The following is a 20,094-nucleotide window of genomic DNA, read 5'->3' as shown; positions in this document are numbered from 1 at the left end:
ATGAGCACCGGTGACCACGATGATATCAAGGCCTTGCTGGGGGATTGGATGGCCGCCTTGCGGACAAAGGATGCGGACGGGATCATCCGCTGCCAGTCAGTTACGATCCGCCAATTTTGGCTTGCCCCGCCGCTGCAGGAGACAGGCAATGACACGTCCTCCCTGCAAGCCTGGCTCGACAGCTGGGATGGACCACTCGAATTCGATATCCGCGACACAGACCTGAGGCTTGGCGGCGACATTGCCTGGTGCTCGGCGTTGGCCTGGCTGAGCGGCATCAAGAACGACGGACAGAAGATCGGTTTCTGGTTTCGCCTGACCATTGCCTTTGCCCGCGAGGACGGACGCTGGCTGATCGTCCATATCCATGAGTCCGTACCCTTCGCCATGGAAGGCCAGCCCCTGGCGATCTTCGACCTTCAGCCCTGATTTCGCTCGCGCGTGGTTCTGACGCCCTGCGGCGCCAACACAGGCACAAAGACGCGGCGTGATGCACGCGCGGCAACCGGCAATCCCTGATAGAGCCGTTTCTGTGCCTCAATCACGATGACGCCGGAAAAGACCGGCCAAAATCGCCGGCCCAGCCGCTCGAAAACATTCCTGGCCTTGAGCACTGCGCGCACCTTCGAGGGCGGAAAGAACAGCGCCTCGGCCGCAGCTCCGGGCGTGAAATTCGCCTCGCGCAGAAGCGTCGTCAGCTGGCTGCGGGAATAGGGCCGCCCGGAACCGAAGGGCGTGTGTTCCATCCGCGCCCAGACCCCGCGGCGGTTCGGCACGACGATGACCAGCCGCCCGCCGGGAGCGAGCACTCGCCAGATCTCCTTCAGGCTTTCCCTCGGGTTTTCGGTAAATTCCAGCGAATGGACCATCAGCACGCGATCGACGGAACTGTCCGGCAAAGGCAGTTCCTCATCGAAAACCAGCGCTGTCGAGGATTTTTCCCCGACCGGCCAGTTCACTGCCCCCTGCCCGGCCGGCATGAAGGCGAAGGTCCGTTCCGTATCGGTCCGGAACCGATCGAGATAGGGAACCGCATAGCCCAGTCCCACCAGGCGCTCCTCCGGCAGCCGCGCCCACAGCGAGGAAAGCGCCATGGCGATCGACTGCTCCGCCAGACGGCCGAGCGCGGAATGATAGAACTCACGGAGGTCAACAATATCGACAGACAAAACGCAAATGCTCGTGTTCAGTGGTTGGACTTGGACATGCCTCCCTCTACATTGTTCCGCAGGAAGCATTGAGCAATAGGTCTATTCTGATGAAGCCTTTGGAAATCGAAGTTTTTTCCTGCAGGAGCGATAATTACGGCGTTCTGGTGCATGAACCGGAAAGCGGATTGACCGTATCGATCGATGCGCCGGAGGAAAAACCCATCGTCGAGGCAGCAAACCGCCGCGGCTGGAAACTCACCCATATCTTCACCACCCACCACCATACCGACCATGTGGAAGCCAATCTGGCGTTGAAGGAGCGTTATGGGCTGGAGATTATAGGACCGGTCAACGAGGCGGTCGCTATCCCCGGGCTCGACAGGAGTGTCGAGGACGGTGAGGAATTCCAGTTCGGTGAACATCTTGTGCGGGTGATCGAAACGCCCGGCCACACCGCCGGCCATGTCTGCTTCCATTTCCCTGACGACAAGATCCTGTTTGCCGCCGATACGCTGTTTGCGCTCGGCTGCGGACGACTGTTCGAGCGCCCCGCCGCCGACATGTGGCACTCGCTGCAGAAACTGGCAGGCCTCCCGGACGAGACCGCGATTTATTTCGGCCACGAATACACGTTGTCCAACGCGAGATTTGCGCTGACGATCGATCCCGACAACGAGCCGTTGCAACGCCGCGCCGCCCAGATCGAGGAACTGCGTAAAGAGGGAAAGTTCACAATTCCGACAATGATGGGGCTGGAGAAGGAAACCAACCCCTTCTTGCGTGCCAAGGATCCAAAAATTCGCCGCAACCTGATCATGGAAGGCAAGACGAACGAGGAAGTGTTTGCAGAAATCCGCAAGCGCAAGGACAATTTCTAAATCGATGACACCCAACCCCGTCACGCAGACAGCAAAAGAAATCATTGCCGCGCTGAACATGCAGCACCACCCGGAAGGCGGCTGGTTTGCCGAGACCTTTCGGGATGGCGACGGCAAGACCCGTGGCCCCTCGACGGCGATATATTATCTGCTGCAAGCGGGTGAACGGTCGCATTGGCACCGCGTCCGTGATGCGGCCGAGGTCTGGCACTACTATGCCGGAGATCCGCTGCTTCTGAAGATCTCGGATGGGACGACGGTAGAGGAAATCCGCCTGGGCCCGGATCTCGCCGCCGGCGAGCGTCCGCAGGCGGTGGTGCCGGCGAACGCATGGCAATCGGCCGAGCCGCTGGGCAGCTTCACGCTCGTCGGCTGCACGGTGGCACCGGCATTCGAATTTTCGAGTTTTGAGATGGCAGAGCCCGGCTGGGAGCCGGGCGGATAACTATTCCGCGGGTGCCTCTGCCGCTTTCCGCTTGGGCTTGATCATCTCCTTCGCCGCCAGCACCGCCCCACCGGTAATCAGCACGCAGGCGATCAGAATCCGCCAACTCGGTTCGGCAAAGCCGCTGGCGAGCAGGATCAACGTCGAAAGCAGTGGCGCGGCATAGCTTGCAGCTCCGATCACCTGGATGTCGCCGTTCTTGACGCCGTAATCCCAGGCATAGAAGGCAGCACCCACCGGCAACAGGCCAAGGCCGACCACGGCCGCCCATTCGCCACCGCTCGCCGGCCAGACCGTCGTTTCCAGCGCCAGATGGCAGACGAGCGACAGAAGCGACGTTGCCAGGCAAAAGCCCGTCACCACGTCCGTCGACACCCGATCGAAACTACGTGTCAGCAGCGAATAACCCGACCACGTGAAGGCGCAAAGCAGAGCCGCGCCATAACCCAGGAGATAGGACTGGTCGAAGGATACGCCATTGCGCGAGACGATAGCGACAGTGCCGCATAGTCCGGCGAGTGCCCCGGCGACGTGATACCAGCGCAGCCTTTCTCCTGGCAGAAGCGCCGAACCGACAACGATCAATAGCGGCCAGAGATAGGCGATCAATCCGGCCTCAACAGCCGGCGCGTTACGAAGCGCGGTAAAATAGAGGAAATGATAGCCGAATAGACCGGCGATCCCTATGATCCACACCTTCGCCGGCTGCTTGAGCAGCTTGATACGCTCCGGCTTGATGGCCAGCAAAACCAGTCCCGGCAGGCTACCGATCGCGAATGTCATCGCATTCATCTGGAACGGCGGAACGCTTCCGGAAGCCGCCGTCATGAGAGCCAGCAGCGACCACATCAGGATCGCGGTAAAACCGATCAAGGTACCCTGTAACTTCAACCTCAGTTCCCCTCTTTGTTGGCCACGTCGCCGCGAGCACGGCACACGCTCTCAGCCGCCGTATCGGGCGGCCGTTATATAGAGCGGTCCCATCCTCGTTGGGATACGGGCATAGATCGGGGCATATACATTGGACCCGTCTGCCTTGGCAAACCACACTTCCATCGGGGTCTTCTGCAAATACTCGATGTCATCGCGTCCCTTACGGTAACCGGATTTCGGCTGGTAGCGGACAGTGCAGACGATGGCTTCGCCCTTGAAGCCCTTGGTCTCATAGGGCTTGGTCCCTTCCCGCTTGAGCAGCAGGTCCATCCGCGATTCCCCGTCATAAACCGGCACGCGGCTCGGGCAGACGGTCGCCCCCTCCGGGAAGATCAGCCCGCTCAACGGATCCAGCACCGAACGCAGGTCCTGTGGCGTGACAGGCACCCAGTTTTCCGCCTTGCGGCGCGGTGGCGGCGTAATCGTCGTGTCCGTCACATTGCCGTTGGTATAGACGACATCATAGATCCGCGTCCGTTTGCCCAGCTTGTAGACCAGATTGTATCGGTTGGCTTGCAGGCGATCCCCCTCGATCCGTCCTGCCACGTTCGTCTCGGCCGACACCTTCTTGATCACGTTGACGATGCCGCCTGACTTGAAGATGCCATTGATCTTGTAGCCGTTACCGTCGAATTCGCTCGAAAAGCTCGCCGTACCGATCGGCAGGATACCAAGAGTGATATCGTAATCGGTGACATGTTTATCGGCAGACCATGCCGATGAGGTGCCTGCAACAAAGAGGAAGACAGCTCCCGCAAGCGGGCGGATGAATGAGAACATGGTTTGCCTGCGACCGGTTTGAGAATTCCAAGAATCCGATATAAGAGGCGCATCATGGCAAGAAAATAGCCATGGCTGCAGTTAGTCGCGGTGCAAAGACGTACGAAAGCCGAGGTTTTGGCTTGACGCGCCGAGCCTCACTGACTATAGAACCGCAACTTTCCAATCAGGACCAGTTGGATCGGCGTGCTGGACATTGTCCGGATGAGCCTCCGATTGCAGAAGAAAACAAAGGTGAATGCCATGTCTCGTGTATGCGAACTGACCGGCAAGGGCGTAATGACCGGCAACAACGTCAGCCATGCCAACAACAAGACCCGTCGTCGGTTCCTCCCGAACCTGTGCCAGGTCACTCTGATCTCCGACGCTCTCGGCCAGCGCTTCCGCCTGCGCGTTTCCGCGCACGCTCTGCGTTCGGTTGAACACCGCGGCGGCCTCGATGCCTTCCTCCTGAAGTCCGACGAGACCGAACTGTCGATGCGCGCTCGTCTGCTGCGTCGCCAGATCGCCAAGAAGACTGCAGAAGCCGCTTAATAGCGACTTCAACACTTCACCGGCTTTGGAGAAGGCTTGACCGGATAATACCGGGCAAGCCTTTTCTCTTGGCCTATCCGCAACTGGTGGCATACCCCAGGATAAAAAAATGCAAGTAGCACGCTATACCCTTATCTATTCGCTCGCGATGGCAGCCATCGTGGTCGCCTCCAATATCCTCGTCCAGTTTCACCTGACCGGAACTCTGTGGGGCATCGCTCTCGGCGATATCCTCACCTGGGGCGCATTCACCTATCCCGTCGCTTTCCTCGTCACCGACCTTGCCAACCGCCAGTTCGGTCCGGCGATTGCCCGTCGCATCGTGTTCGTCGGCTTTGTCGTCGGCGTGGCGCTTTCCTTCTGGCTATCCGAACCGCGCATCGCGATCGCGTCGGGCACCGCTTTCCTGATTGGCCAGCTTCTCGATATCTCGGTCTTCAACGAACTGCGCCGAAAGACCTGGTGGAAGGCACCGCTTGCCGCCTCGATGATCGGCACCGTGATCGACACGGTCCTGTTCTTCTCGATCGCTTTTGCACCGGTCTTCGCCGTCATCGGCCCGAATTTCGATTTCGCCACGGCTCCCGCCCCTATCCTCGGCGTCATGTCCACGGAAGCGCCGCGCTGGATCTCCTGGGCACTCGGCGACCTCGTGGTCAAGGTCGTCGTCGGCGTCGTCCTGCTTCTGCCCTATGGCGCGCTGATGAACGTGCTGAAGCCGATGCCGCATGTGGCGGCAAAGACGGCCTGAAACATCAAAGGGAGCCTCGGCTCCCTTTTTTATTGGCTGATTTTGAACTCCAGCATCAGATTGCGCTGGAGAAAAAGTCCGTTGTCATCCGAGATGATAATGACATGTGAGCTGCCATCCGGCCCTGCCACCACGTCGATGCCTTCCATGTTGTCGATCGAATGATCTGCCCCGACATCGATCAACACCTCGCCATCGACCACGGCGCCCGGACGGATATCCGCGCCCTTGATGCGTCTAATCTTCATGCCCATTCCGCCGACAAAGCTGAAACGGCGCTCCAGAAGCAGAAGATCGCCGTCCGGCAGGAAAGCACCGTCCGTCGCGTCATAGGGGTCGTGGCGCACGACGGTGAATTGCCCCTTCAGCGGCCCGTCTACGATCGCCGCAAGCAGATTGCCCGCCGCATCCCGGCTGCTCTCCGCAATCGCCACAAGCCCGCCGGCAAGCGGACTGGAAGCCGGAGACGCAACCAGTGTTTCGATCCCGGCATTGCGCCGAAGCTCCTGCCGCGGAATGAGGAAATTGACGTTGCGCGAGGGCTTCGAGGTCTCGAAACCGGGATCCGGATAGGCATCGACCCGATGCTGCTGCTCAAAGCTGACAAATGCCTCGCCATCCCGCAGCGCCAGCCCTTCGGCATCCGAGGCGGATTTGGACCCCGCCTGCCCGTTGCGCATCAGGATAGGGCTAACAGCGACTTCGGAAAGCCCGGAGAGCCTCCCCGACGCGTCCCGCATTATCTGCCCGGTCAGCCATTCGCCCGTATCGAGAACGGAAATGAAATGCGTGCCATCCGGCCGAAAACGAATACTGGAAAGCGACTGGACGCGGCCATCATCAGAGCTGAACTCGATACCGCCAAGAAACTCCAGCGGTCCGAACTTCGTCTGATTGGAGTTCGGCTTGAATTGCAAGATCGGCTTTGCCGTCACCCGCGCAGCATCCTGCGCAAATGACATGGCCGGCATCATCGCAAGGACGACACCGGCCAGAAGAGCGTGCGACAGTTTTGACAATGGGTCAGCCAGCCCGGCGCATACGGCCACCACGAGCCGGGCGGCCAACCGCCGACTTGTCGACAAATAGTTCCGCCAGCTGCTCGGTCATCGCACCGGCAAGCTCGTCGGCATCGACGATCGTCACGGCATTGCGATAATAGCGCGTCACATCATGGCCGATACCGATCGCCAGCAGCTCCACCGGAGACTTGGTTTCGACCTGCTCGATGACGGCGCGCAGGTGCCGCTCCAGATAATTGCCCGGATTGACCGACAGGGTCGAATCGTCGACCGGTGCACCATCCGAGATCATCATCAAGATCTTGCGCTGTTCTGGCCGGTTGATCAGCCGGTTATGCGCCCACATCAGCGCTTCCCCGTCGATGTTTTCCTTGAGCAGGCCTTCGCGCATCATCAGGCCGAGATTGCGGCGCGAACGACGCCACGGAGCATCCGCCGACTTGTAGATGATATGGCGCAGGTCGTTGAGACGGCCGGGCGAAGCCGGCTTGCCGCTGGCCAGCCAGTTTTCGCGGCTCTGGCCGCCCTTCCACGCCTTGGTGGTGAAGCCCAAAATCTCGACCTTGACGCCGCAGCGCTCCAGCGTACGCGCCAAAATGTCGGCGCAGGACGCCGCAACCGTGATCGGCCGGCCGCGCATCGAACCGGAATTGTCGATCACAAGAGTGACAACAGTATCGCGGAACTGCGTGTCGCGCTCCTTCTTGAAGGAGAGCGGCTGCATCGGGTCGATGATCAGGCGCACAAGACGGGCCGGATCGAGATAGCCCTCTTCCAGATCGAAATCCCAGGAGCGGTTCTGCTGCGCCATCAGGCGGCGCTGCAGTCGGTTTGCCAGGCGACCGACCGCACCTTGAAGATGCGCCAGCTGCTTGTCGAGGAAAGCGCGCAAACGATCGAGTTCCGCCTCGTCGCAAAGCTCTTCGGCCGTGATCTCCTCGTCGAATTCCTGCGTGAAGATGTGATAATCCACCTTCTCGTTGAAATCGTCGAACGGGCTGTTCGGCCGGCGGGTTTCGCCGGGCGTTTCGGAATGGTCGTCGGCCTCGTCGGACATTTCGTCGTCCGACATTTCCGCGCCGTCCATCTCGCCTTCGTCCATCTCCTCGTCGGCAGCTTCGCTCTGCTCGGCGGGCGCTGCGTCGGAGCCGGCCTCTTCCTCGACCTCTTCGTTTTCGGTCTCGCCGCTGCTCGGCTGGTCCTCTTCCGACTGGTTCTCGATCTCTTCCGGCTCGTTCTCGTCGCCGTCCAGATCCTCGGCCATCTGCATGGAGGACAGCATGTGGCGGACGAGCTTTGCAAACGCCTGCTGGTCCTCGATCACGTTTTTCAGGTTATCGAGATCGGTAGAGGTATTTTGCTCGATGAAGGGACGCCAGAGATCGAGCACCTTGCCGGCGCTTTCCGGCGGCTTCTGGCCGGTCAGCTTTTCGCGCACCAGCATGGCGACCGCCTCGCCGATCGGCGCCTCTTCCTGCCGCTCGATGCCGGAAAAATTCGCCTTGGCGTATTTCTCTTCCTGCATCGAATTGAGGTTGGCGGCGACGCCGGCCATTCGCAATGCACCGATCGATTCGACGCGCGCCTGCTCGACGGCATCGAAAATCGCACGGGCATCAGACCCTTGCGGCGAAAGCGTCGCGTGGACATTCGTGTCGTGGCAGGCGATGCGCAGGGCCATGGAATCGCCAAGGCCTCGCGTCACCGCAAGCTCGTGCGCCGTCGGCCGCTTGGAAATTTCCGGCAGGCGGATGCGCTCGCCGGCCAGCCCCGGACGTTCATTGGCGAAGGAAACCTCCACCTCCTGGCTACCGGCAATCGACCGCACGCAGCCGGTTATCGCCCGCCGCATCGGTTCGGTATCGACCGGACCGGCGGGCTTGCCCCTGGAATTATCTCCGCGACCTGCCATCGGCTTCGCTTCCTCTGCCTTATGCTCCCAGAACGATGTTGGCGGCGCTTTCCTTCAGCTCTACGCCGAAGGCGCGCTGGTACTGTTCGGCCACCAGGGTCCGCTCCAGTTCATCGCACTTGTTGAGGAAGGTAATGCGGAAGGCGAATGCCACGTCACCGAAGATCTCGGCATTTTCAGCCCAGGTGATGACGGTACGCGGGCTCATCACGGTCGACAGGTCGCCATTAATGAAGGCCGAACGGGTGAGATCGGCAACGCGAACCATCTTGGAAACCGTCTCGCGGCCTTCCTTGGTGGCGCCGAAAGACTTCACCTTGGCGGCGACGATATCGACTTCCTTCTCATGCGGCAGGTAGTTCAACGTCGTGACGATAGACCAGCGGTCCATCTGCGCCTGGTTGATCTGCTGCGTGCCATGATAGAGGCCGGTCGTATCACCGAGGCCAACGGTGTTGGCAGTCGCAAAAATGCGGAAGGCGGGGTGAGGACGGATGACGCGGCTCTGGTCCAGAAGAGTCAGGCGGCCAGACGATTCCAGCACGCGCTGGATGACGAACATCACGTCCGGGCGACCGGCATCGTATTCGTCGAACACGAGCGCGACATTGTGCTGGTAGGCCCAGGGAAGAATGCCGTCCTTGAATTCGGTGATCTGCTTGCCGTCCTTCAGAACGATCGCGTCCTTGCCGACGAGATCGATACGGCTGACATGGCTGTCGAGATTGATACGCACGCACGGCCAGTTGAGGCGGGCCGCAACCTGCTCGATATGGGTCGATTTACCCGTACCGTGGAAGCCGGAGACCATCACGCGTCGGTTATGGGCAAAGCCTGCAAGAATGGCGAGCGTCGTGTCGCGATCGAAGAGGTAGTCCGGGTCGAGGTCCGGGACATAGGGGTCGCCGCTGCTGTAGGCCGGAACCCTCAGATCCGTGTCGATGCCGAATACTTCCCGAACGGAAACTGTGGTGTCGGGGAGGTTTGTAATATCCAAGTCAATCTTGCTCATCATAACTCCAGGGCACGGGCAACCGCCCGGCCGTCATCCTCGCTGCCTTGATTTTTGAGGCTTAGCAGAAACCCGCCTGCTTCAACAACTGATATGCTTGCACCACAGCACGAAAACGTTCCTCCGACCCGCGGTCCCCACCATTGGCATCCGGATGGTGCTTTTTCACCAGCTCCTTGTAGCGGGTCTTGATCTCGCTCGACGTGGCGTTGGCGCCAAGCTCCATTGTATTGAAGGCCTTGGCCTCCAGCGTCTTCAGCTTTCGCCCCTGCGTTTCATATCGCCCGCCGCCGCCAGCGCGCGCCTGCGCGACGAAGCCGAACGGATCCTTGAAACGCTGCTGCGTATAGGCGGAACCCGATCGTGCAGACGAATGGATGGGTGTGTCCTTGGCGTCCTTGTTGACGCCGACCTTCCATGTCGGGCGGTGGCCGGTAATCGCTTCCTTCTGGTAACGCGCGATCTCGCCATCCGACAGGCCGGAAAAATAATTGTAGCCCTTGTTGTATTCCTTCACATGCTCGAAGCAGAAGATGAAGAACTGGCCTTCGGCATTGCGCCCGACCGGTGCCTTGTGCACACCCGGCCTGTCGCATCCGTCCCATTGGCAGGTCGGCGCTTGCGGCGGGGCATCTTGCTGCCTTTTCCGGCGCGTCCGGATCCGGTCGAAATATTTGGAGTCGAGCTTCATGAGGCACACATTATGGGGCCCAAGATCGGGCCAAACAAGAATTGACAAAGCGGTTTGTTGCTGGTTTCTGGATCACCCTCTTGCGCCGACCACCGGAGCTTAAAAATGTCTGTCAAATCCCGTATCGAAGCCGCGCTTCGCGATAATCTCGCGCCCGAAAGGCTCGACGTGATCAACGAAAGCCATCAGCATGCCGGCCATCAGCCGGGCATGGATGGAGACGGCGAAACACATATGCGGGTGCGTATCGTCGCAGCAGCCTTTACCGGCATGAGCCGGATCGACCGGCACCGGACGGTAAACGCTCTTCTGAAACCTGAACTGGACGCCGGTCTTCACGCGTTGGCGGTGGAGGCCGCAGCACCGGGAGAACCGACACGCTGGTGATGGGGGATAGATAGGGATCGGAAGGCGAAACGCCAAGATACGCTGCATCCCTGTCACAAGTTGCTGCTTAGATCATGGCCAAAGGTACGATCGGCTATGGCTGGGGAGCGGCAGAAATGAGCGCTACATTTTCCGAATCGAGTGAACGCATCGGTCGTGTCAGCGAACTTTACGCACAGGCGCACAATATTCCACGCGATCCCGATTGGTATCTGCTCAAACTGACGGAGGAACTCGGCAAACTGACCGCCGAGCATCTCCTGCTGAACGGCCGATCCAAACCGAATGCCGATGGATCAGGCGGAACCCGCGAGGCACTGGAAAACGAAGCGGCAGACCTCTTTGGCCAGTTCGTCCTCTATCTGCGCGCCAACGATATAGATATCGAAGCCGCCATCGAACGAAAATGGCTGCGGCACCTCGATCGCCATGGTGAGTTGCTCATAGATCGCACCGTATCTGACTAAGCCGCGACCTGCGGCTCTTCCGAGATAACGACCATGTTGCGCCCACGGTGCTTGGCCTCGTAAAGCGCTTCGTCAGCCCTCTGGAGAAGCTTTTCGATCGCTGTCCGCACGGGCATGGCGGAAGCGACACCGAGGCTTGCGGTCACGACACCATGGTCCGACTTGCCATGTGGAATGGCTAATTCTTCTATCGCCCTGCGGATTTTTTCAGCCATGGCCAAGGCCTGCAGGGCCCCCTGCCCCGGCAACAAAACCAGCATCTCTTCTCCACCAAAGCGGAAGACGGAGTTCACCCTGCCCACGGTTGCAAAGATATGCTGCGAAACAGTTCGGATGCAGGCATCTCCGTCCATGTGGCCGTAGAGATCGTTGAACCGCTTGAAATGATCGATGTCGAGCAGGATTGCGGAAACGACCGGCGGCTCCAGTTGCCGACCCGTATTCCAGATTTCGCGCCCTATACGCGCCAGCGACCGACGGTTTAGAAGCCCGGTTAGCTCATCCCGCTCGGCATTGACCTCCAGCCGTCGATAAAGCAGGCCGGCACGTAGCTGATTGAGGAAATTCCGCCGGTCGGTGCGCTCCAGGAAATAGGCGGCGGCAGCAAGGAATATCGACAGCATCATGTAAAACGTCACGATGCCGCCAAAGGTGACGGCGTCGAACGCGCCCGTCAGATAGGCCGCGGAAAGATGCGAGACACACATCAGCACCAGCCCTGCCAACATGGCGGGAAACAGGGGCCGCAGGGCGATAACGAAAAACAGGAACGCCGCGGCATTGTAGTTCTGATAGATCAGAAGATAGGAACTCTGGCTACCGACAGCAGCCGCCATCGGCAGGCTGACGCCAAGCACGGCAACAAGCACGCTCAAGGCATCATAAAGACGTGAACTGGGCCAACGGCGCACCACGAGAGCACATGCGATGACGGCGGGCGTGAACACGAGAAGTCTGAGCGCCGTCACTTCGGTCAATACGTCGGGGATCATGGCCCGATCGCCGAAATAGACCAGATCATAGATAAAAAGACCGATCACGGCCCAGATGCCGATGAGGCGATTGCGCTCCGCGACATAATCCTGCCTGAACAGCAATTCGATTTCCGGCTTGAAACGCAGAAGCGCGAAACGATGCGCGATCTGGGCCTCTACCTGCTCCAATGTCACGATACTCATGGCAATACCTTAAACATACGGTAGTGCCGGCGTTAGGTTACAAAACTGAAGATTGAGCTAAGCTTTTGTGATCATTTGTCGGCATTGCACACGCCGCCCGAGCCGAACTACTCCGCAGCCGGCACCGCATCATCCGCCGGCCTGATCCTCAGCCGGGTGATCCGGTTCTTCTCCCGCTTCATCACGATGAAGCGCTTGCCGTAGAAGGTAAACGCCTGCCGTTCTTCGGGAATGAGCATGGATGAGTTGATGACGAGACCCGCGATCGTCGTCGCATCGCCATCCGGCAAATCCCAGCCGAGCGCGCGGTTGAGGTCGCGGATCGGCACCGAGCCTTCGACCACGATCGAACCGTTGGCTTCCTTGCGCACGCCCTGGAGTTCGACATCGTGTTCATCGGCAATATCGCCAACGATCTCTTCCATGATGTCTTCCAGCGTGACGATCCCCTGCACCTCGCCATATTCGTCGACCACGACGGCGAAATGCACCTTCCGCTTCAGGAAGGCCGCAAGCTGGTCCTTGAGGCTCGTGCTGTCGGGCACGAACCACGGCTTCTGCATGATTTTCAAAATATCGACATCGGCAGGCGTCGTATCCGGCTCCAGGAGCGCGCGCAGCAGGTCCTTGGCGTGCACCACGCCGATGATGTTTTCCGTCGAATTGCGCCACACCGGCATGCGCGTATAGGGGCTTTCCAGCACCGTGCGCACAATCACGTCCGCCGGGTCATCCGCATTGACGGCAACCATGGCCATGCGGTGGCGCATCACGTCGGAGACTTCCAGCTCGGTGAGATCGAACAGCTCGCTCAGCCGGTCACGATCCTCTGCGCCGAAATTGCCCTCCCGATGCATGGCATCGAGCGCGGCATGCAGCTCGTCATGACCACAGAGTGTCAGCGTTTGGCCGTTGAGCGATGTCCCGGTCGCACGCATCAGCCCACGGATGACCGCGTTTATGCTGCGCGAAAGGAGGCCGCCTGACGCTGTCATTTTGCGAGCTTTTCTTTCAGGAAGCTCAGGACTTCCGAAGATGGAACATCGTCAGCGACAAACGACTGGCCGATGCCGCGAGTAAGGATGAAGGTCAGCTTGCCGCCCTTCACCTTCTTATCCTGCATGATCGCATCGAGAAGCACGTCCGCACCCGGCAGATCACCCGGAATCTCACTCATCCTGGTCGGCAGGCCGACAGTCTTCAGATGCGCCTCGACGCGCTTTGCGTCATCCGGGCTTGCGAGATTGAGGCGGGTGGAGAATTCATGCGCCAGAACCATGCCGATCGCCACACCTTCGCCATGCACCAGCCTTGCGCTGTCATACTGCGTGGCCGCTTCCAGCGCATGCCCGAATGTATGGCCGAGATTGAGCAGCGCGCGACGGCCCATCTCGCGTTCGTCCTCGACGACGACATCGGCCTTCGACTGGCAGCTGACGGCAATTGCCTCGATCCGCTCCGGGCCGCCCTCGAACACTTGTTTCCAGTTCTTTTCCAGCCATTCGAAAAAGGCCGGGTTGTCGATCAGCCCGTATTTCGCAACTTCCGCATAACCGGCGCGGAATTCGCGCGGCGACAGCGTATCGAGAATGGATGTATCTGCCAGAACCAGATCCGGCTGGTGGAATACACCGAGCAGGTTCTTGCCATGGCGCGAGTTGACGCCGGTCTTGCCGCCAACGGAACTGTCGACCTGCGACAGAAGCGAGGTCGGGATCTGCACAAAGCGCACGCCGCGGCGCACGATACCGGCCGCAAAACCGGCAAGGTCGCCGATCACGCCGCCGCCGAGCGCGATCACCGCGTCATTGCGCTCGATGCGGGCCGCGAGCACCATGTCGCAGACGGTTGCCAGATGATCGAAGCTCTTGGTCTTCTCCCCGGCAGGCAGCGTCAGCGACACGGCTTCGATACCGTCGGTCTGCAGCGCATCCATCAGGGCTTCGAGATAGAGCGGGGCGACATGTTCGTCGGTGATGATCGCAGCCTTGCGTCCCTTGAGCCGCGAGGTGATCTCGCCGCCGGCACGGGCCAGCAATCCCGGACCGATCAGGATATCGTAGGCCCGGTCTCCGAGCGGCACATGCACGAGGCGTTCGGGGGATCGGGACTGCACTGTCATTCTGTATCACCTCGTTGGGCCGGATCGGATTGGATCATACCGGGTTGAGCCAAACCGGTAATTGCCTCCAGAACCGCGTTGGCCATCAATTCCTTGCGGATATTCACCGACATCACCGTCAGATCGGCCTCGGCATAAATCGGGTAACGCTGGATCATCAGGTTCTCCAGCGTCTGTCTTGGATTTTCCGTTTTAAGCAGCGGACGGTGGTCTCGCCGGCTGACCCGGTCCCACAATGTATCGAGATCGGCATTCAGCCAGATCGACAGACCGCCCTGTTTGATCTGGGCGCGGGTCGCTTCATTGATGAAGGCGCCACCGCCTGTGGATACGACCCGCGGCCCCTGTTTCAGCAGCCGTTCGACCACCCGCGTTTCCAGCGCCCGGAACTCCGTCTCACCATATTGTGAAAATAGTTCCGCGATCGTCATCCTGGAAACGGACTCAATTTCCGCGTCGGTATCGACAAAGGGAATTCCGAGCGTCTGGGCGACCAGCCGGCCGATAACCGACTTGCCCGCACCCATCAGGCCGACAAAAATCAGGTTGCGGTCGCCGAGCGCTTCGCGAGCCTGGTCCCGTAATGTCTGTCGCTCGACTGTTAGTTCTTCACTCATGATGCCGTCCGTTCGCAAAAACGGTATCAACAAATGTTCATTCAGCGTCAAGCCACGCACGCGACCAGATCCCTCAAGATCACGCCGCAGATGCAGTTCTTGTCGATCTATAAACCATTCGGGCTATAGTGCGCCGTAACGATACGGAGCCTTTTCATGCCCACTCTCTTCCGCTTCCTGTTCATCCTGGCTGCCATTGCCGGCGTGATCTATGGCAGCATGGTCGCGCTCGTGGTGCTGGTCGAGCCGAAAGACCGCGAAATCACCATCAGGGTCCCCTCCGAACGGCTCAACCCGCCCGCGCAGCAATAGGCGAGGCCATTCTCATGCGAGATCTGTCCGCTGCCCATATAGAAGCTTTTCTGGAAATGCTGAGCGCAGAACGGGGCGCTGCCGAAAACACGCTTCAAAGCTACCGACGGGATCTGGACGACCTCTATGATTTCCTGATTTCTCACAAGACCACGCCGCTTCTGGCCGAAAGCAAAAACCTTTCAGCCTATCTTGCCAATCTGGGAAAACGCGCCTTTGCGCCCTCCTCTCAGGCGCGCAGGCTTTCCGCCATGCGCCAGTTCTACAAGTTTCTTTATGCGGAAGGCCTGCGCGGCGAAGATCCGACCGCAGTGCTCGATGCACCGAAGAAACAGCGCGCCCTGCCGAAAAACCTGAGCGAGGCGGATGTCACCCGGCTTCTGGAACGCGCAGCACTGGAAGCGGCCGAACCCGCAAAGGATCACCTCAACCGCCTGCGCATGCTGGCGCTGCTGGAACTGCTCTACGCAACCGGCATGCGCGTCAGCGAACTCGTCTCCCTGCCGCTGAAAGTGCTCGAACAGGACGGGCGTTTTCTGATGATCCGCGGAAAAGGCAACAAGGAACGGCTCGTTCCGCTGTCGCGATCTTCGATCGCAGCATTGAAGGCCTATGGCGAGGCGAAGAAGGCGGCGGAAACCGATGGCGAGCCCAGCCCGTGGCTGTTCCCCTCGCATGGCAGCGCGGGTTACTTACCGCGCCAGGTCTTTGCCCGCGACCTCAAGGGATTGGCGGCAAGGGCCGGCATAAAGGCCGCGTCCATATCGCCGCATGTCATGCGCCACGCCTTTGCCAGCCATCTTTTGGCGCATGGCGCAGACCTGCGCGTTGTACAGGAACTGCTTGGACATTCAGACATTTCGACCACTCAGATATATACGCATGTGCTGGAAGAAAGGCTTCGTCAACTGGTGGAAACACATCACCCCCTTGCAAAAGAAGCCAAAAACCGGGATTAGAAGCCCCAAATGAAAAATGGGAGCTCTACGTTCCCATGGGAAAACAACGGGAAACCGGATCTGATGCAGACTTATCTCGATTTCGAAAAGCCTATCTCGGACCTCGAGGGCAAGATTCACGAGCTGAAGAAGCTCGCGACCGAAGACGAGAGCATCGACACGTCGGACGAAATCACCAGGCTCGAGGCGCGCGTCAAGGAAGCCACCCGCGAGATCTATTCCAAGCTCGGCGCCTGGGAAAAGACTCAAGTTGCACGTCATCCGCAGCGCCCGCATTTCGTCGATTACGCGGCGCATCTGTTCACCGAGTTCACGCCGCTCGCCGGTGACCGCAATTTCGGCGAGGACGCCGCCATCCAGGCAGGCCTTGCCCGCTTCAACGGCATTCCGGTTGCCCTGATCGGCCAGGAAAAGGGCAGCGACACCAAGACCCGCCTGAAGCACAATTTCGGCAGCCCGCGTCCTGAAGGATACCGCAAGGCGATCCGTATCATGGAAATGGCCGACCGCTTCGGCCTTCCCGTCATCAGCCTTGTCGACACGGCCGGTGCCTATCCGGGCGTTGGCGCAGAAGAGCGCGGCCAGGCGGAAGCCATCGCCCGTTCGACGGAAATGTGCCTTGGCCTGAAAGTTCCGATGATCTCGATCGTCATCGGCGAAGGCGGCTCGGGCGGCGCAATCGCGATCGCTACCGGCAACCGCGTCTACATGCTCGAACATTCGATCTATTCGGTCATTTCGCCGGAAGGTGCAGCCTCAATTCTCTGGCGCGATTCGACCCGCGCCCGCGAAGCGGCCACCAACATGAAGATCACCGCGCAGGACCTGAAGGGCCTCGGCATTATCGACGAGATCATTCCGGAGCCGAATGGCGGCGCGCATCGCGAGCCGAAGACGGTCATGGATGCAGCCGGCAAGGTCATTTCGTCGGCTCTGACAGACCTTTCGAAGCTCTCGGGCGAAGAAGTACGCAACGCACGCCGCCAGAAATTCCTGGAAATCGGCCGGAACCTCTGATTGCCGCCTTCTTTATGGAAGGTTGCCAATTTCGGCCACATTGATCATAACAGTGGTGCGCTGAGGGTTTTGCTGGACAGGCGATTTTGAGCGGTTAAGAAAATGTAAAGCTTACCGTATTATTATCGCACGCCTCTGCCCCCGGTTTGATGCCGAACTAGATATGTGGTCCGTTCCGATGCGTCTGAAGCACATCGCCCTCGCTCTTCTGGTTGCAACAGCTCTCACAGGCTGCAACGACACCCTTGATTCCGCGACCAGCGTCGATATTTCCAAGGTCAAGAACAAGGTCGAGCAGCCCTTGCCGGCAAAGATCGTCGCCGACATGCAGGCGAAGAACATGCCGCGCAATTCGCCGATCATGATCCGCATCCTCAAGGAAGAGGGTAAGCTGGAGATCTGGAAGGCGAAGGCGGACAACCGCTTCGACATCATCAAGAGCTACGACATCTGCGCGTGGTCGGGAAAGCTCGGCCCGAAGATCAAGGAAGGCGACCGCCAGGCGCCAGAAGGCTTCTACAGCCTGACGCCGGCGCACCTGAACCCGAATTCGCAATACTATCTCGCGATCAACACCGGCTTCCCGAACCGCTATGACGCGGCCAACGGACGCAACGGTACGAACCTGATGATCCACGGCGCCTGCTCGTCGTCGGGTTGTTATTCGATGACCGACGAGCAGATCCTCGAAATCTACGCCTTTGCCCGCGACGCCTTCAAGGGCGGCCAGACCTCCGTGCAGCTGCAGGCCCTACCCTTCCGCATGACGGCGGAAAACATGGCGCGCCATCGCGATAGCGGGCACAGCGACTTCTGGAAAATGGTCAAGGTCGGCTACGACAATTTCGAAGTCACCAAGCGCCCGCCGGAAGTGGCGGTCTGCGGCAAGAAATACGTCTTCAACCAGGAATCCAAGGGGCCGCTCAGCGCAGCCGCCGCCTGCCCGGACATGTCGACGCCGCCGGCGCTGGTTTCGGCTCTTTCCTCCTACAACAAGACTTATGATCTCGCCTTCGAAAAGGCCGTCGACAAGCTTGGCAAGAAGGTCTGGTACGAGCCGAGCGAAGCCGAACGCAAGGCAGTCGTTGCCGAAAAGCGCAAGGGCCGTGAACTCGCCTATGCGCCGACCGGAACCTCGCTCGAAGCCGGCAAGCTGATGAGCCAGTCGGAATTCCAGGAAATGATGCAGAAGCGCATGGCTGCCGGCCAGCCTAAGCCTGCATCGACCCAGCTCGCTTCGCTTTCTGCCGCTCCGCAGACGGCAACCGTCGCCGAACGGATGAAACAGGACCGCCTGCCGGCAACGACCGGTGCAATTCCGTCTGCGACAGGCGCCACCGTCGCCAGCACGACGGTGCCGACGATCCAGACAGCCGAAGGCAAGACGACCGCCGTGCCTGTTCCCGAACAAAACCCGCTCGCCTATGCAGCGCCCGCGGCACCGGTCAGCGAAGCCAAGAAGCCTTTCTGGAAGTTCTGGGACAAGCAGTGACCTCGCCGATAGACGTGATCTATGACCTCAGGGGGCTGAAATGCCCTCTGCCGGTGCTGAAGACCCGTCGCCGGCTGAAAGCACTTCATGACGGCGACCGCCTAGTCGTGGAGACCACCGATCCGCTCGCCGGCATCGATATCCCGCATTTCTGCAGCCAGGAAGGTCACGAACTCGTGGACAGCGAGAAGACGGCGGAAGGCCACCGCTTCATCATTCGCAAGGGTATCTCTGTTATCGGCTGAAGCCGGGCACGGCCAGCGGATTGTCTTCCAGCGCCGCCCGGTCCGGACGGTCGAGACGCGGTTCGCCGGTAAACGCCGCGAAAAGATCGGCGACGAATTCCTCCGTCAGCCCCTTGGTGATCAACACCATCCGGGTCTTTTGGTCGGAACCCTCCGGCCAGCGCGGCAGACGCTGCGGCGGATGGAAGATCGCCTGCACGCCATGTAGAACCAGCGGCCGCTCGGGATTGTCCGACAGCTTCACCACAGCCTTCATCCGCAAAAGCTTCTCGCCATGCGCGGATCTTAAGAGATCGACGAACATGTCGATCGCCATCGGATCGATCGGCCGATCATGCACGATCGAAAACGACCTTATATCGTCGCCATGGCGGTTCACGTCATTATGATGGTGGTGCCCATGGTCGTGTGCGTGGTGATGATGATCGTGATCGTGCCCATGGTCATGTCCGCAGTCGCATCCACCATCATGATCGTGGTCATGATAGTGATGCTCATGCTGATCCGCAGCAATCTCGTCGCGCAGCCAGCGATCCACATCCGCAATTTTCGACGATGGATCATAAAGCCCGTTTGCCAGCATCGAGAGGCTGCTGACCGAAGCATCGTCACCATCGGAAACCGGCGCACGCGGATTGAGCGAGGCAAGCCGTGCACGCAGGGCCGAAAGCTGCCCGGCATCCGCCAGCGTCTGTTTCGAGACGATTAGCCGGTCGGCAACCGCCACCTGCTTCACCGCTTCCGGATGCGCATTAAGCGTCGCAAGCCCATTGACCGCATCAACGACCGTTACCACGCCTTCGAGTTCGAAATTCTGGGCGATCACCGGATTGCCCATTACCGACTGCATCACCGGCGCTGGATCGGCAAGGCCGGTGGTTTCGATAACGACCCGCGTGATCGGCTTGGTGCGGCCGGTCTGGATCGCATCGATCATCGAGGCAAGCGTATCGACCAGCTCGCCGCGCACCGTGCAGCACAGGCAACCGTTCGACAGTTCGATCATCGAATCGCCGGAGGCTTCGACGAGCAGGTTGTCGATCCCGACCTCGCCGAACTCGTTGATGATGACGGCGATATCCTTGGCTGCAGGATCGCGAAGCATCCTGTTGAGCAAGGTCGATTTTCCGGCACCGAGAAAACCGGTGATGATGGAGACCGGGATGCGGTCCTGACCGAGGGCCATATG

23 protein-coding genes and 1 pseudogene are annotated in these 20,094 nt (G+C 59.7%); 12 read left to right on the top strand and 12 right to left on the bottom strand.

What is annotated here, in order from left to right; all coding sequences use genetic code 11:
- Positions 1–429 (top strand): nuclear transport factor 2 family protein, encoded by a 429-nt coding sequence (locus ACI3K0_RS18595; RefSeq protein WP_404945914.1) that lies wholly within the window; start codon positions 1–3, stop codon positions 427–429.
- On the opposite strand, the gene ACI3K0_RS18590 is transcribed toward ACI3K0_RS18595, so the two are convergent.
- Positions 420–1,169 (bottom strand): class I SAM-dependent methyltransferase, encoded by a 750-nt coding sequence (locus ACI3K0_RS18590; protein WP_148148218.1) that lies wholly within the window; start codon positions 1,167–1,169, stop codon positions 420–422. The two genes, ACI3K0_RS18595 and ACI3K0_RS18590, sit on opposite strands and share 10 nt — an antisense overlap.
- Positions 1,170–1,258: 89 nt before the next feature.
- On the opposite strand from ACI3K0_RS18590, the gene gloB reads away from it, so the two are divergent.
- Both gloB and ACI3K0_RS18580 read left to right on the top strand, forming a co-directional pair.
- Positions 1,259–2,029, top strand: coding sequence for a hydroxyacylglutathione hydrolase (gene gloB, locus ACI3K0_RS18585; RefSeq protein WP_404945913.1), 771 nt, complete (start codon positions 1,259–1,261; stop codon positions 2,027–2,029).
- Positions 2,030–2,033: 4 nt separating this feature from the next.
- On the top strand, positions 2,034–2,474 hold the full coding sequence (locus ACI3K0_RS18580; RefSeq protein WP_404945912.1) for a cupin domain-containing protein: 441 nt from the start codon (positions 2,034–2,036) through the stop codon (positions 2,472–2,474).
- Here the strand turns inward: ACI3K0_RS18580 and ACI3K0_RS18575 are convergent, their stop codons facing one another.
- Complete coding sequence (locus ACI3K0_RS18575) at positions 2,475–3,365, bottom strand: DMT family transporter (protein WP_404945911.1); 891 nt, start codon at positions 3,363–3,365, stop codon at positions 2,475–2,477.
- Positions 3,366–3,416: 51 nt separating this feature from the next.
- Positions 3,417–4,187: a DUF3108 domain-containing protein gene (locus tag ACI3K0_RS18570; RefSeq protein WP_183686326.1), complete on the bottom strand. Its 771-nt coding sequence runs from the start codon at positions 4,185–4,187 to the stop codon at positions 3,417–3,419.
- Between the two features lie 243 nt (positions 4,188–4,430).
- On the opposite strand from ACI3K0_RS18570, the gene rpmB reads away from it, so the two are divergent.
- Positions 4,431–4,721, top strand: coding sequence for a 50S ribosomal protein L28 (gene rpmB / locus ACI3K0_RS18565; protein ID WP_148148213.1), 291 nt, complete (start codon positions 4,431–4,433; stop codon positions 4,719–4,721).
- A 109-nt stretch (positions 4,722–4,830) separates the two neighbouring features.
- Positions 4,831–5,472, top strand: a complete 642-nt coding sequence (locus tag ACI3K0_RS18560; RefSeq protein ID WP_206828118.1) for a queuosine precursor transporter — start codon at positions 4,831–4,833, stop codon at positions 5,470–5,472.
- A gap of 29 nt (positions 5,473–5,501) precedes the next feature.
- Here the strand turns inward: ACI3K0_RS18560 and ACI3K0_RS18555 are convergent, their stop codons facing one another.
- The 4 genes from ACI3K0_RS18555 to ACI3K0_RS18540 all read right to left on the bottom strand — a co-directional run bounded on the left by ACI3K0_RS18555 (position 5,502) and on the right by ACI3K0_RS18540 (position 10,109).
- Complete coding sequence (locus tag ACI3K0_RS18555; protein WP_404945969.1) at positions 5,502–6,446, bottom strand: esterase-like activity of phytase family protein; 945 nt, start codon at positions 6,444–6,446, stop codon at positions 5,502–5,504.
- A 49-nt stretch (positions 6,447–6,495) separates the two neighbouring features.
- A complete protein-coding gene (cobT, locus tag ACI3K0_RS18550) occupies positions 6,496–8,406 on the bottom strand; it encodes a cobaltochelatase subunit CobT (protein ID WP_404945910.1) in 1,911 nt (636 codons plus the stop codon).
- Between the two features lie 19 nt (positions 8,407–8,425).
- On the bottom strand, positions 8,426–9,418 hold the full coding sequence (gene cobS / locus ACI3K0_RS18545) for a cobaltochelatase subunit CobS (RefSeq protein ID WP_183828269.1): 993 nt from the start codon (positions 9,416–9,418) through the stop codon (positions 8,426–8,428).
- Positions 9,419–9,479: 61 nt separating this feature from the next.
- Positions 9,480–10,109 (bottom strand): J domain-containing protein, encoded by a 630-nt coding sequence (locus ACI3K0_RS18540; RefSeq protein WP_183828272.1) that lies wholly within the window; start codon positions 10,107–10,109, stop codon positions 9,480–9,482.
- A 105-nt stretch (positions 10,110–10,214) separates the two neighbouring features.
- Here ACI3K0_RS18540 and ACI3K0_RS18535 point away from each other — a divergent pair, with 105 nt between their 5' ends.
- Both ACI3K0_RS18535 and ACI3K0_RS18530 read left to right on the top strand, forming a co-directional pair.
- Positions 10,215–10,496 carry a BolA family protein gene (locus ACI3K0_RS18535; protein WP_404945909.1) on the top strand — a complete coding sequence of 94 codons (282 nt, stop codon included), beginning with the start codon at positions 10,215–10,217 and terminating at the stop codon, positions 10,494–10,496.
- A gap of 116 nt (positions 10,497–10,612) precedes the next feature.
- On the top strand, positions 10,613–10,963 hold the full coding sequence (locus ACI3K0_RS18530) for a hypothetical protein (RefSeq protein WP_404945908.1): 351 nt from the start codon (positions 10,613–10,615) through the stop codon (positions 10,961–10,963).
- Here ACI3K0_RS18530 and ACI3K0_RS18525 read toward each other — a convergent pair.
- The 4 genes and pseudogenes from ACI3K0_RS18525 to ACI3K0_RS18510 all read right to left on the bottom strand — a co-directional run bounded on the left by ACI3K0_RS18525 (position 10,960) and on the right by ACI3K0_RS18510 (position 14,880).
- On the bottom strand, positions 10,960–12,141 hold the full coding sequence (locus ACI3K0_RS18525) for a diguanylate cyclase (RefSeq protein WP_404945907.1): 1,182 nt from the start codon (positions 12,139–12,141) through the stop codon (positions 10,960–10,962). The two genes, ACI3K0_RS18530 and ACI3K0_RS18525, sit on opposite strands and share 4 nt — an antisense overlap.
- A gap of 107 nt (positions 12,142–12,248) precedes the next feature.
- A pseudogene (locus ACI3K0_RS18520) lies at positions 12,249–13,121 on the bottom strand (CBS domain-containing protein); the annotation flags it as partial.
- Between the two features lie 11 nt (positions 13,122–13,132).
- Positions 13,133–14,263 carry a 3-dehydroquinate synthase gene (gene aroB, locus ACI3K0_RS18515; RefSeq protein ID WP_404945906.1) on the bottom strand — a complete coding sequence of 377 codons (1,131 nt, stop codon included), beginning with the start codon at positions 14,261–14,263 and terminating at the stop codon, positions 13,133–13,135.
- On the bottom strand, positions 14,260–14,880 hold the full coding sequence (locus ACI3K0_RS18510; RefSeq protein ID WP_404945905.1) for a shikimate kinase: 621 nt from the start codon (positions 14,878–14,880) through the stop codon (positions 14,260–14,262). The genes aroB and ACI3K0_RS18510 overlap by 4 nt, the downstream gene beginning before the upstream one ends.
- 156 nt (positions 14,881–15,036) lie before the next feature.
- Here ACI3K0_RS18510 and ACI3K0_RS18505 point away from each other — a divergent pair, with 156 nt between their 5' ends.
- From ACI3K0_RS18505 to ACI3K0_RS18485, 5 genes are all read left to right on the top strand, one after another.
- Complete coding sequence (locus ACI3K0_RS18505; RefSeq protein WP_183686328.1) at positions 15,037–15,192, top strand: hypothetical protein; 156 nt, start codon at positions 15,037–15,039, stop codon at positions 15,190–15,192.
- A 14-nt stretch (positions 15,193–15,206) separates the two neighbouring features.
- A complete protein-coding gene (gene xerD, locus ACI3K0_RS18500; protein WP_404945904.1) occupies positions 15,207–16,151 on the top strand; it encodes a site-specific tyrosine recombinase XerD in 945 nt (314 codons plus the stop codon).
- Between the two features lie 63 nt (positions 16,152–16,214).
- Positions 16,215–17,168, top strand: a complete 954-nt coding sequence (locus tag ACI3K0_RS18495; protein ID WP_183828296.1) for an acetyl-CoA carboxylase carboxyltransferase subunit alpha — start codon at positions 16,215–16,217, stop codon at positions 17,166–17,168.
- Between the two features lie 178 nt (positions 17,169–17,346).
- Positions 17,347–18,660: a L,D-transpeptidase family protein gene (locus tag ACI3K0_RS18490; RefSeq protein ID WP_404945903.1), complete on the top strand. Its 1,314-nt coding sequence runs from the start codon at positions 17,347–17,349 to the stop codon at positions 18,658–18,660.
- Positions 18,657–18,905, top strand: coding sequence for a sulfurtransferase TusA family protein (locus ACI3K0_RS18485; protein ID WP_353654236.1), 249 nt, complete (start codon positions 18,657–18,659; stop codon positions 18,903–18,905). The genes ACI3K0_RS18490 and ACI3K0_RS18485 overlap by 4 nt, the downstream gene beginning before the upstream one ends.
- On the opposite strand, the gene ACI3K0_RS18480 is transcribed toward ACI3K0_RS18485, so the two are convergent.
- Entirely contained in the window at positions 18,895–20,091 is a 1,197-nt protein-coding gene (locus ACI3K0_RS18480; RefSeq protein ID WP_404945902.1) for a CobW family GTP-binding protein, read from the bottom strand. The two genes, ACI3K0_RS18485 and ACI3K0_RS18480, sit on opposite strands and share 11 nt — an antisense overlap.
- Positions 20,092–20,094: the final 3 nt, after the last annotated feature.

The sequence above is a fragment of the Rhizobium sp. ZW T2_16 genome (assembly GCF_044987325.1).
Lineage (GTDB): Bacteria > Pseudomonadota > Alphaproteobacteria > Rhizobiales > Rhizobiaceae > Neorhizobium > Neorhizobium cellulosilyticum.
Note: the sequence above shows the minus strand (reverse complement) of the source record. Positions and strands in the feature narration are given on the sequence as shown.